The 13186-nt window shown below is 41.3% G+C and carries 11 protein-coding genes; 2 read left to right on the forward strand and 9 right to left on the reverse strand.

Translation table 11 applies throughout. The features are described from left to right. Positions 1–68: 68 nt before the first annotated feature. Positions 69–953: a LysR family transcriptional regulator gene (locus tag F991_RS10400; protein ID WP_051064212.1), complete on the reverse strand. Its 885-nt coding sequence runs from the start codon at positions 951–953 to the stop codon at positions 69–71. Positions 954–1204: 251 nt separating this feature from the next. Between F991_RS10400 and F991_RS17210 the strand changes: the two genes are divergently transcribed. Both F991_RS17210 and F991_RS10415 read left to right on the forward strand, forming a co-directional pair. Further along, a protein-coding gene (locus F991_RS17210) for an IS3 family transposase (protein WP_155757138.1) occupies positions 1205–2349 on the forward strand; the annotation gives its coding sequence in 2 pieces (ribosomal slippage) (positions 1205–1469 and positions 1469–2349; 1146 coding nt in all). A 92-nt stretch (positions 2350–2441) separates the two neighbouring features. Then, positions 2442–5912, forward strand: a complete 3471-nt coding sequence (locus tag F991_RS10415; RefSeq protein WP_004671151.1) for an indolepyruvate ferredoxin oxidoreductase family protein — start codon at positions 2442–2444, stop codon at positions 5910–5912. 101 nt (positions 5913–6013) lie between these two features. Here the strand turns inward: F991_RS10415 and F991_RS10420 are convergent, their stop codons facing one another. The 8 genes from F991_RS10420 to F991_RS10455 form a co-directional block, all read right to left on the reverse strand. After that, positions 6014–6349, reverse strand: a complete 336-nt coding sequence (locus F991_RS10420) for a DUF3325 domain-containing protein (RefSeq protein ID WP_004671154.1) — start codon at positions 6347–6349, stop codon at positions 6014–6016. After that, on the reverse strand, positions 6346–8040 hold the full coding sequence (locus F991_RS10425; protein ID WP_004671156.1) for a PepSY-associated TM helix domain-containing protein: 1695 nt from the start codon (positions 8038–8040) through the stop codon (positions 6346–6348). The genes F991_RS10420 and F991_RS10425 overlap by 4 nt, the downstream gene beginning before the upstream one ends. Before the next feature lie 4 nt (positions 8041–8044). Beyond that, positions 8045–8392: a hypothetical protein gene (locus F991_RS10430; protein WP_004671158.1), complete on the reverse strand. Its 348-nt coding sequence runs from the start codon at positions 8390–8392 to the stop codon at positions 8045–8047. A gap of 181 nt (positions 8393–8573) precedes the next feature. Beyond that, the gene (locus tag F991_RS10435) at positions 8574–8999 is read right to left on the reverse strand and encodes a YbaN family protein (RefSeq protein WP_004671160.1); all 426 of its coding nucleotides are present in this window, start codon (positions 8997–8999) and stop codon (positions 8574–8576) included. 111 nt (positions 9000–9110) lie between these two features. Further along, on the reverse strand, positions 9111–9707 hold the full coding sequence (locus F991_RS10440) for a biliverdin-producing heme oxygenase (protein WP_004671162.1): 597 nt from the start codon (positions 9705–9707) through the stop codon (positions 9111–9113). Between the two features lie 33 nt (positions 9708–9740). Further along, entirely contained in the window at positions 9741–10655 is a 915-nt protein-coding gene (locus F991_RS10445) for an energy transducer TonB (protein ID WP_004671165.1), read from the reverse strand. A 9-nt stretch (positions 10656–10664) separates the two neighbouring features. After that, positions 10665–12152: a hemophilin secretion modulator gene (locus F991_RS10450; protein WP_004671167.1), complete on the reverse strand. Its 1488-nt coding sequence runs from the start codon at positions 12150–12152 to the stop codon at positions 10665–10667. Positions 12153–12233: 81 nt separating this feature from the next. Beyond that, the gene (locus F991_RS10455) at positions 12234–13025 is read right to left on the reverse strand and encodes a Slam-dependent surface lipoprotein (protein WP_004671169.1); all 792 of its coding nucleotides are present in this window, start codon (positions 13023–13025) and stop codon (positions 12234–12236) included. Positions 13026–13186 lie beyond the last annotated feature (161 nt).

Consider the following 13186-nt stretch of genomic DNA (forward strand, 5'->3'; position numbering starts at 1 on the left):
TCGATATGGGTTAATTGATAAAAGTAAGAGGTATCCGCCTCTATTTTTGGAGCAATATGCTGTTCTACTCAATCTAACCATGCCCGTGTTTTTGCATCAATAAAATGTCGCGATGGTAATAACGTATAAACGCCAATATCTGGAGAACGCCAATCTGGCAAAATGTGACAAAGTCGCCCCGCACGAACAGCCTCGATTACCGTGAACATTGGTAAAAGCGCGATCCCCATATCTTGTTGAACCATATCTAACAATAACTCTGGCGTATCTGCAATCAATTGTCCCGTAATATCTATCTGATAAGAGCAGCTTTTTTTGCTGACCAGATGCCATTGTGCTGTGATGGATGGATTGACTAAACGTAAACAGGCATGCTCATGTAAATCATCTGGTGACTGAGGCATGCCATGTTTTTTCAAATACGTCGGTGATGCACAGAGCACTGAAAATATAGTACCAATACGTCGTGAAACAAATCTAGAATCCGTCAAAGATTCAGTGAGATAAAGACTGACATCAATCCCTTTGGCTAAAAGATCAGGGGCATTTTGAGACGTACGATATTCAACAGTCAGTTCAGGGTAAGTTCTACAAAACTCAGCCATGACAGGTGCGACGTAGTAATGACCAAAACTTGCCATACTCAAGATACGTAATCGACCTTTTGGCTTTGTGGCTGTTCCTGTCGCCTCCGCCTCTGCCTCATCAATCATTGCAATCACTTGTCGACAGCGTTCTGCGTAAGTTGCACCAATATCGGTCAACGCATGCTGTCTGGTAGAGCGTTGCAGTAATTTAATTCCTAAGCGTGTTTCCAACTCACTGATCAGACGTGAGACCTGCGCTGTGGTCAGATCCATCTGCTCAGCCGCTGCGGTAAAACTTCCACTGTCGATCACTTTCAGGAAAGCATGCATAGCATGCAACAGTCCACCCTCGTGATTTTTGCGCATAACGTAAATATCTTTTCCTAAATTACGCATTGTTGCACCAGTTTAGATCATCCACAATGGTAAATATGTACATACATTGAGCCAGCCCTTTTTCAAAGATGCTCAGCCCATTTTAATTTTTCGTATGTCAATTGCTCCAAACTTCAACTCGGATGTTGAGAAAAGAAAGTCGCACAGAGGTGGATCAGGAAATTTGAACAACACTTATAAGTGATATTTTGCTCCCCAAATGATGTTATAAACATCAATATATGGAGTATTTTATGACACGTAGACCAAGAAGAAATCATTCAAATGACTTTAAAGCTAAGGTAGCACTTGCTGCGATTAAAGCAGAAAAAACACTTGCTGAATTGAGTGCTGAATTTGATGTTCATCAAAACCAAATTATTGACTGGAAAAATCAACTGATTTCAGCTTCCTCGCAAGCTTTCGATCAATCAAAAGCTCCAACAGAACCACCCATCGATCTAAAAAAACTACATGCAAAAATCGGTGAGCAGGCATTAGAAATTGATTTTTTAGAAGGTGTGTTGAAGAAACTGGGTCGCTTCAACCACAAAAGTTAATCGATGACTCACTTCAGATTTCAGTATCTAAGCAAGCTAAGCTGCTGAAAGTCTCCCGTGGTTGTTATTACTATCGCCCAAAACCTGTGAGTGAATCAGATCTGAAGCTGATGCGCTGTATGGATGAGTTACATATGCAATACCCTTTTGCAGGTAGCCGTATGATGCGTGATTTATTGAATCGTCAAGGACATCATATAGGACGACGTCATACACGTACTTTAATGAAGAAAATGGGCATTAATGCGTTATATTGCAAACCAAATTTAAGCCAGGCTAATCAAGCTCACCGTAAATATCCATATCTGCTCAAAGGATTGGCTATTCAGCGCAGTAATCAAGTGTGGTCTACGGATATAACGTATATCCCTATGGCAAAAGGCTTTGTTTATTTATGTGCTGTGATTGATTGGCATAGCCGCAAGGTACTTGCGCATAGAGTATCGATTAGTATGGAGGTTACATTTTGCATAGAAACATTAAATGAAGCTATTGAAAAATATGGCCGACCTGAAGTCTTTAATACAGACCAAGGCAGTCAGTTTACCAGTGATGCATTTATTGATGTATTGAAATCAAATGGCATTCAAATCAGTATGGATGGTAAAGGTCGATGGGTTGATAATGTGATGGTTGAACGATTATGGCGGAGCGTTAAATATGAAGAGGTGTATCTCAAAGCCTACAGCAATGTTTTGGATGCGAAGAAGCAATTAAACGCATATTTTGAATTTTATAATTTGAAACGACCTCATTCGAGTCTGGACAAAATGACTCCAGATGAGTTTTACTATGACCAGCTACCACAACAAAATAAGGTAGCTTAACTAGAGCAGAGTATCACTTATAAATAAGCTTTTAGTTGTTCAAACAAGTGGGACCACCTCTCACGAACGACCACAATACTAAGGAGACATAAATGAATATAGCGACAAAATTTACACCAAGAATGATTACGACAAAGGATGTTTCACTTGAAGATAAATATATAAGCGATGACGGTACTGCTTATATGACAGGTATTCAGGCATTGGTTCGTTTACCACTCGCCCAGACACGTCGAGATACTTTAAACGGTTATCAAACCGCGGGTTTTATATCTGGCTATCGCGGCTCCCCTGTTGGTAATTATGATAGTTTCCTTTGGCAAATAGGCGGTTTACTCAAAGATCATCATGTGGTCTTTCAACCGGGTGTAAATGAAGACCTAGCTGCAACCGCAATTTGGGGCACGCAACAAGCCAACCTTGCTGGACAAGGCAAATATGATGGTGTCACTTCATGGTGGTATGGCAAAGGTCCTGGTGTTGATCGTTCTGGTGATGTACTTCGCCATGCCAATCTAGCTGGTACGTCTGAACATGGTGGTGTTGTTGCTCTATTTGGTGATGACCATTCCTGTAAGTCTTCTACTGTTCCGCATCAATCTGAACACGTCATGATTGGCTGTGGCATTCCTATTTTCTATCCAACATCCGTACAACACATTTTAGATCTCGGTGTTCATGCAGTCGCCATGTCTCGTTTTTCAGGCGTTTGGACATCGATGAAACTGGTCAGTGAAATTGTTGAAACATCTGCTTCGGTCAAAGTTGGTCTAGACCGCGTAACACCGATTATTCCAGAAGATGTCGAATTTCCTGAGAGTGGTGTCAATATCCGTTGGCCAGATCATGGCATACAACAAGAAGAACGACTCTATAAATATCGTTTACCTGCGGTATTGGCTTATGCACGCGCCAATAAGTTGAACCGTGTGACTTTGCCATGCAAAAATGCGCGTATCGGAATCGCTGCCAGTGGCAAAGCCTATTTAGATACGATTGAGGCATTACGTATTTTAGGGATTGAAGGTGAAGCTGCTGAACAACTCGGATTACGTGTTTATCAGGTTGAATTGATTTGGCCTTTAGAGCCTCAAGGTATTCGCGAGTTTGCTGAAGGTTTACAAGAGCTGATCGTGGTTGAAGAAAAACGCCCAATTCTAGAATCCCAAATCAAAGATGAGCTCTACTCTCTGCCAGATGACAAACGCCCTCGTGTGATTGGTAAAGCCTGTGATGGCAAAGGTGAATGGAGTACATCGATCGAAGAAGCGCCACTCATTGGTCATTATGAATTCCAGCCTGAACCAATTGCTAAGATGCTAGCTGCTCGATTCTTAGGACTCGATTTACCAGAAGCGTTAAGAACGCAAATTCAGAATAAAGCGGACTTATTACATAAAGCAGAACAAGAATCTCGCCGTGTAATCGATCTTGCTGAGCGCAAACCTTATTTCTGTAGTGGCTGTCCGCATAACACCTCAACCACACTGCCTGAAGGTAGTCGTGCGCTAGGTGGTATTGGTTGCCACTATATTGCGGTCTCACTGGATCGTGGTACAGAAACATATTCTCAAATGGGTGGCGAAGGTGTGAGTTGGGCGGGTGCATCGCATTTCACCAATGAAAAACATATTTTTGCAAATCTCGGTGATGGTACCTATTTCCATTCGGGCTATCTGGCGATTCGCCAAGCAATTGCAGCAAAAATTAATATCACCTACAAAATTCTCTACAACGATGCAGTTGCCATGACTGGCGGGCAACATGTCGATGGACATTTAAGTGTTGCGCAACTGACCAGACAGTTAGCTGCTGAAGGCATAAAAAAACAGGTGATTGTCACAGATGAACCCGAATTGATTCATGCAGAAGAAGAAATTGCGCCAAATGTGGAAATCTACCATCGAAATGAACTAGATTCGGTTCAACGTCAATTACGTGATATTTCAGGTGTTACTGCGCTAATTTATGTACAAACCTGTGCCAGTGAAAAACGCCGTCGTCGTAAACGTGATGCCTATCCTGATCCAGCCGAACGTATCTATATCAATACTGATATTTGTGAAAGCTGTGGTGATTGCTCTAAAAAATCGAATTGTTTATCCATTGAAACTGTAGAAACAGCTTTAGGAACTAAACGTCAGATCAATCAAAGTACCTGTAATAAAGACTTTTCTTGTGTTGAGGGTTTCTGCCCAAGCTTTGTCACTGTGCATACTCGCGACATGAAACGTCCTGAGAAATTTGAAGGCATCGCTGCAGGCTGGCCAGAAACACCAGTGATTCCCGTGCTTGATGATATTCCAAGTCGCATTATGGTAGGTGGTGTTGGCGGTACAGGTGTAGTGACGATAGGTGCTTTGCTCGGTATGGCAGCGCATCTTGAAGGAAAAGCAACACGTGTGATGGATATGGCTGGATTGGCTCAAAAAGGTGGTACGGTTTATTCCTATATCCAAGTCGCAAATTCTGATGATCAAATTTCTTCAACCAAAATCCCTGCGGGTCAATGTGATCTCTTAATTGGCGCAGATGCGGTTGTCGCAGGTAGTGGCGCAGCACTTTCACGTTTAAAAGATGATGCTGTGGTGATCGTCAATGAAGACTCCTCCCCAACCTCTGATTTTATCGAGTCGCGTGACTGGTACGCACCTATTAAGGATTTAATCCATCGCGTTCGTGGTCGTACTCGTCAAGGTTCGCTGGTTTCGCTATCTGCAACACGTATTGCAACTTTAGTACTCGGTGATGCCATCTTTACCAATCAATTATTACTGGGTATGGCATGGCAATCAGGTCGCATACCGTTATTACGTCAGAGCATAGAAAAAGCAATTCAACTCAATGGTACGGCTGTAGAAAAGAATCTTGAGGCTTTCCGTATTGGATGTCATCTTGCCAGTGATCCAAGTTTAGTGCCACGTTTGCTTGCAGCCATGAAAAAAACTAAAAAGCCTGAAACATTGGCTGAATTAATCGAAGATCGCTCATCACGTCTGGTTGATTATTGGAATGATGCGTACGCGATGAAATATCGTAGCTTGGTCGAACAAGCATCGAAAACATTACCAGAAGAATTGACCGCGACCATTGCCACACAACTGTATCGCGTCATGGCCTATAAAGATGAATATGAAGTCGCTCGTCTTTTAACAGGTAAAAAATTCAAACAGTCGATTGAAACCCATTTTGGTAAAGGCTTACGCTTAACTTACCATCTTGCTCCACCGACTTTAGGTGCTGATCAAAATATTCGTAAGCGTGCTTTCGGATATTGGATTCGTTTCCCAATGATGTTGCTGGCTCGTTTGCAGTTGCTTCGGGAAACCTTCCTCGATCCATTTGCACGTCATGAAGAACGCAGACGTGAACAGGCTTGGCGTGATCGTTATATCGCATTTGTTGAAGCACTGATTGCTTCACCTGAAAAGTATGACTTAACTGTCGCTGAGGAAATTGCTCAGTTACCTGTAGAAGTACGTGGCTTTGGTCATATTAAAACCGAAGCCATGCAGACAGCGATGCAACGTTGGGATGAGTTGTCATTAGCACTCAAAAAATAAGGAAATAGAAATAAAGTTGATATGATGACTTTATAAAAGAAAATTCAAAGCGTTAAAAGCTAAGCTCTTAACGCTTTGTTTATGACATACATATATCAATGCTATAGCAAGTGTATAACCAATAAAATCAGAAACAGCACTGCGACCATAGTATTCGCTTTAAATATCTTTTTAGGCGAATAGGTCAATAACAATCCGACCACCAAAGCTGCAAAGCTAATGCACCCTAACCATTCTGAAAGTCCAATTGAAATGCCTTTAAAGTATGCAGTGAATCCCGCAGAAATAATGAGTAAGCCCCAACCTACAATTTGAAATAAACGACAATTTCGTTGACTGACTGGACTTGAGAAAATCTCACGTTGGTGCTTTGCCATCGCACAAGCCAGACTCGACAATCCGACAACACAAACACACCACAATAACAAAGCAGTCATTCTATAGACTCCTGTGCAGTCTTGTTTTTAGGCTGTGATTTTTTCTTGATCGGTAAGCCTTGATAACGTTTTAGCTTGTAGTACGCGTAAATAAAGATCAGTCCTAAAGTGATCGATACCAGATCAAAACTTGCAATCATCCATTGACCCAAATAGATACTTTTCCAGAGTGGCATACCTCCAGTTAAGACATTGAGTATTGGAATCAATAAAAACATGACCGCAGCCAAAGCAAGTTGCTCTAACCATGCAGGACGATGCTGACGAATCGCAGCATGGACTAAACACAACAACCATGCGATAAAAAATACCTTAATTTCTATTGGTGAGCGTTCCACAATTTGAGCTGGAATCAAACGATTGGCGAAGAAATATGCTGCACAGGCTATCGGTAAACCTGTAATCGCTGCAATATTTAAAACTTCAACTACACGATGCCCGACAGGTTTATACCCCAATTTTTGGACATCTGGTGCGCGTTTAACCACCCATAGAATAAGTCCAGAAGCGATCATCATCGTACCTAACACGCCTGATAAAAATAACAACCAACGTAAAACTGAATCTACCCCATGTGCCATATGTAACCATGTCACTAAGGTATAAATCGCTTTTGGAGTCGAATTCACAGGTTTCGCCTCGTCTATTTCTCGACCAGTTACCGCATTGAATTTCAATGACGGGATACTTTCTCGATCCATTAACGTTGTGGTACGTGTAGCGTTATATTGTATTTCGGCTTCTACAGTATTGGGTTTATTGACCCTGATCGAAGAGATGGGATTGTTTAACCAACTATGTTGAACAGATTGTGTAAGCGCAGTTAAATTAACCATTTCTGCCGCCTCAACAGGCTTATTTTCTTGCCCTGATTCAACACGACCACCGCCACGATTTCCTCGTCCAGTCAGCAAGCCTTTTTGTTTTTGTTCTTCCAGTAAACGGGCTTGTTCAGGTGTTTGAGCAACAGGTTGATTGAGAATCTGATAAAAACTGCGCACATCGCCATAATGTGTATTCATCGCCCAAGGCATAAACAAATGCATCAGTAGCAATAAACCACTAAAAGTAATCATGATGTGAAAAGGCAAAGCAAAAACCGCCATCGCATTGTGTCCATCAAGCCATGAACGTTGACCTTTGGCAGGTCGGAAAGTAAAGAAATCTTTGAAAATCTTTTTATGCGTGATAATGCCGCTAATGATGGCAACAAACATAAATAATGTTGCTACCCCTACAATCCAGCGTCCCCAAATACGCGGCATGCCATATAGCTCAAAATGGAAACGATAGAGAAATGCCCCACCTCTTGTTTCTCTCGCCTTAATCTCTTGACCTGTTTGAGTATCTAAGTAAATCTCGCCACCACGTCGTCGCTCTTCACCTGCTTGGCGAATATTCAACATAATGGCGGGTTGTCTTTCATTGGCAAAACGAATATTCCAACTCTCAGCATTTTGCCCTTTCTGATTCAGATATGCTAAGGCATGGCTAAGTTGTTGTTGCTGTGAGGCGGTGTTCACTGACTGATGTAGCTCGGGTTTCATCCAAACGGTAATTTCATTTTGGAAGAAGCTCAACGTTCCCGTTAAAAATACGGCATATAACAACCAACCTAATAGCAGGCTCGTCCAAGTATGCAACCATGACATCGACTGGCGTGGCCCTTCATTTTTAGCATCAACACGCATGATGTTACCCTTGTAAGAATAAATAAATGAGTGTCATCAATACACTCGGCAATACCACTGAGAGCCATACTTTAAGGGTTGAATTGACCATGAAGACCCAAATGAACAAAGCACAATGAATGATAAAACCCAACATGGTGACGCTTAAAACTGCATTGGCTTTTAAAGGTTCAGTTGGAAATAAAAATACCAACAGCATCGTTGCGATGGCTGCAAAGTAATAACCACCAAAAATCGCCAGCACAAAACGTGAGAAAACCATCAAGCGGTATTTAAGCAATGATGATTGTTGAATTCGATGTTTGGAGACACTTTTAGTGGCAACGAAGGGAACTGATGCTTCAATAGTCATAACAATACCAACAGTGGTGACGACTATTCAAAATCACCCCCACCTTAATCTATTATTAAAAATTGTCTGCAGGATACACAAAACCTAAAAAAATAACAATAATGACAACTATTATCATTTGCATCTGGTTTATTTTTCCTCAAAATAAACACGATTGTATCTATTTGAATGAATAAAATAGCTATTTTCTCCACATCCAGATCAATACCACCAACATGCATCCTATTGCAGGATAGACAAACCAAGGGTGTGGAATCGTCCAGATCATCACTCCTGCTGCTATGCTCATACTAATTGTTGACATATATTTTGCTTTTTTCGGTATGCGACGATTTTCCCTCCATTCTTTTATGATGGGACCGATAAAACGATGGTTTAACAACCATTGATGAAGTTTTTCTGATCCCCTCGCCGCAAAGAAAACTGCCAGTAAAATAAAATCGACAGTTGGTAAACCCGGAATAAAAATCCCAATTATTCCCAGTGCAATGCATAACCAAGCGAGACATATAAATAACATGCGCCACCAAATCGAACGTGCGACTTTACTTTCTGATGGTGGTGAGGAAGTCAGTTCCATATTTAACTTATTCTCTGTGTGATCCATATGTTTCATACTCAGTTAGGCATAGGTTGATGAGTTAAGCGCTTTGAGAGTTTTCTAATCTTTGCTATGTATTTCTCCAATCTGGATAAATAAAAATAACTTCTCAAAGATTTAGTGCAATTCATCCAATCGGTTGAGTGCATGACCAAAATATCCAAAAGCATCTAATGCGCCTTGGATCACACGGTCTTGTTGAGACTGATCAAAGCCTGCCTCATCCAAGGCTTGTACAAAACGTTTCCACACCTTGGCACGACCTTCTGGATAAGCAGCAAGATTTCGGGCAGCAAAAGTTTCAGAAAAACCTAAATGCTTTTGCGCTTCTTTAAATAAAAAGGCTGCGCCTAAAGTTGAACCCTCCGAAACGTAAATCCAGCCTAATGCTTCAGGCATTTCGACATTTTTACTCTGTAATGGTTCACCTTTGGGTTGTAGTCCTAAGTCTTGCAAATCTGCAAGTGCTTGTTGAGAGCGTCCACGAATCCCTAAATCTGGGATGAGTTCTGCCACCCCTTGTTTTTCGAAAAGATGTTCAATCTCTTTTTGAAAGTAGTACTGTGACAAGGTGAATTGTGTATATCGCTCTTTACTCGAAAATACCGCTGCTTCAGCCATCAATTTGTGCATACGCTCATGTTCAGTTGCGGTTTCATGTTTTAAACGTTGGGACAATTGATTAGCAATCATCTGTTCTGTCGCTGCATTCATTTTCTTTCTCCTAAAATAGATTTCACGGATGGTTCAACGATTCCGACTGAGTTTAAGTTGGACTGGGAAGTCCACGACCACGGCCACTGCTTGGCCGTTCACTTGATAAGGTTTAAATTTTGATTTAAGTACAGCTTGTATGACACGTTGATCCAAGCTGCTGATGCCTGAACTCTGTTGTAATTGAATATCTGTTGCCTGACCGTTTTCATTAATGCGTATACGAAGTTCAACAGTACGATCTTGTTGTTTTAGTTCACGATCTTCATAGCTTAGTTTTGCAAAACTCAATACATCTACACGACTCACTTGTAATGGTTCATTTGGGGCGACTTGGCTATCTGGAGAACGTGCAAGTTCCTGTTGTGTCGCGAGTGTCGTCATTCCACCAGCGTTGGAATGGCTCTCTCCCTGTTGTTTTGATACATTTGGGTTTTGCTTCGATGTGAGCTGTTGTTCGATCTGTTTTGTTTTTAACGTTAGATCTTTATTCAGGGATGGCCCTGAATCTTCAGATATTTGAGTTGGGGTAGCTTGCTCATTTTTATGATTATGTTTTGGCTGGCTATCTGATATCACACGATCAGCATGTGTGCTGCTGAGTGTGCGAGTATTTGCGGCGGGTTTGGATGATACAGTTGCATTTGAACTCTCTGATACGCTTCGTTTTTGCTTCTCTGACTTGATTGCAACAGCACTTTGTCCAGACGATCGTGGTGATGGTTGTTCTACACTAGACACTGAAACGAAATGCACTTTTAATGCATTCACTTTCGGTGCGCTATCCAATGTATAGGGTTCTATCAGATGGCTGAGCAACCACAATGCCGCGATATGCAAAAGTATGATCGTACCTGCAACGCCCCATTTCCCGAAATGATGAGGGGGCAATTCAGCAGAGCAAGGAAATTGTTGTTTGTAACTTGGAGATAAATTTTTTAATTTCATCAACCTCTCCTAGAAACGGTGTTCGAGTTTCAGGCTGACATTGTGCTTGTCATAGGTGTACAACCAATCCACATTGCTATCATTGTGGTTATAGCGATATGTTAAATTCGGTGTTACACCATAAAATTTGAAGCGTGGCATTTGCACAACAAAAGTATAATTTTGTTCAAAATCATGTCGTCTTGCTTCATAAACCTTTGCGTATTTATCAAATTGTCGCCAACGATAAGAGCTTAATAATGTTGTATTAATTCCAATATTCCATGGTTTACTTATACCTAGACGAATTCCTTGTTGCTGGTAAGCCGCGGTATATTGTTCTTGTGTCGAACGATCAAGGAGGTCGAGTCCACCAAATAATGTCCATTGTTCTGGTAAAATTTTCCAAAAAGTCGCCAGTACCGAACGCTCTTGCCCATTAAGTGTTTTATAGGTGTGATAATCAAAATCTTTAATTTCTGCTTCAAGTTTGAGTGCTTTATCGCCTGAAATAAATCGCATCCATTCAATCCGCCCGCCCCAAGCATCGTATAAACTCTCGTTGCCATAAGGTTTGTGTTCAAATAGTGGACTGAAATTAATTTGGTTTTTTAAATCGTAATAGCTATAACCTGCATTTACGTTGAGGGTGGATTCGTTATAATTGCTTTGGTTATCGTAGGACTGTCCATAAGCTAGAGCACGTAGTGCAACACCATGATTTTCTTTGATGGAAAAACGTTTGATCAGGCTTGCGTCATAATCTAGACCATTTGCTGAAACTGCTTTTGGACTTCCTCGTGTAATTTGAGCTGGGATAATGTTGCCATCTTTATCCATGCCATACAGCGTCCAAGTTTTGCTTTGTTCTGATGAACTGTTTAGATTGCTCGCATAAGTCGGACCTATAGCAATAGAACCTTGCCATGCATCTCGTTGAGCAAGCGCTTTGACGAAAAGCTGAACCGTTTTTTGTACTTCTGGTGGAATGACACTGTGATCACTTTGTTCTAATTTATTTTGAATCGTTATAAAAAGGTGTGCTGCCTCTTTGTTCTTCTGTTGTTCAAACAGCACACGCGCTAACTCGAGTTCACAAATCAGATTGTTCGGTTGTTTATTTAAACTGCTTTGGAATTTTTGTTCAGCCAGTTTTAGTTGTCCCTGAGCACGTGCCAATGCACCTTCAGCGAAATCAGTTAAAGCCTGATCATACTCAGGATAGCTTTGATAATGCACTAAATAAATTTGAACATTAACCCATTGTTTTTGCATAACCGCTAGATATAGCGCTTTGGCTAGATCATCTTGGTTCTTCTCTACGACATAGACTTTTCCATTGATTTGGAGTTCAGGTAACTTTTCAGTGCTCCGAATCGTACCTTGTGCTTGAAGTGAACGCTGTTGTTGTAATAACTGCTGATCTAGGCTCTGATTTAGGCGAAGTTGAGTCTCATCATCCGCATAGAGTGATGTATTTCCCCATAAAGCCAAGCAACACAGCAATGTTCGTTTCATATCAACCGCAAACCAAAATGTAAAATCATCAACGCATAAAAAACAAAAGGAACCTACAGATGTAGATTCCTCTCGCCACGATTAGTTTTTCGCACCGCCAAATGCAGTGTTATAAGATGCGTTATTAAACTCGGCGATACCTGCCAAAGCCGCAGCATTTGCACCAAAGAAATGTCCTTGAACAATACCTGTATTATTTAACCCAGCTGTACCATTGGCGCTTGCTGCACCAGCAAACTCAGCAGTACCTGGATTAAATGTCACACCATTCAATGTTAAGTTTGAAACCGCTGTACCTGTTCCATTTAAAGAACCTTCAAGCGTCCCCGTACCAAAATTTGCAGTGAAATTACCAGTTAACAGATTCGTCGCAGATCCATTAATCCCTGCAACGGTATAAGTTGCAGTACCTGCTGTTGGTACGGTGGTATTGCTATTGTCACCCGCATAATAAACCGTATGGCTCGCACTCGCTGCTGTATCGCCAGCCTTCCACCACTCACCAAAATATACTTCCTGCGTACCCACCTGACCAAAATTAAAGTTACCTAAAGCACTATGTGAAGGTGGCAGAGCCGATACAGGAATGTGCGAAATATTGAAGGTCTTGCTACCCACTGTGACATTGGTATTACTGGTACCTTGTGCAGCAAATGCTTGTGCCAAGCCTTTTAATGAACTAAAACCTGTAAATGCATTGTATGGTGTGCCTGCCGCTTCTATAGATATGGCTGCTACACCGTCTGGATGGCTAGCATTTGCAGCCGCGCCGATTCTGATGTTTGCTTCATTGCTAGAAGCACCATCAATAGCTGCATGAGAAAATACAGCAGAACATGCGACTAGACCGATGAACAGTTGAGAGATTTTCATTTATTGTTACTCCATTTATTTGAAGATAAGTTATTGTTTCAATGAGGATAACGCTATCGTTATCATGTTGTTGTATGAGCAGTTGAATCTATAAAACTGCTTTTTAGTTATGTAAATAATAATCATTCAAATATATTATTTACGCCTATCTAATCCCAACT

The organism is Acinetobacter sp. CIP-A165, assembly GCF_000367985.1.
Classification (GTDB): Bacteria; Pseudomonadota; Gammaproteobacteria; order Pseudomonadales; family Moraxellaceae; genus Acinetobacter.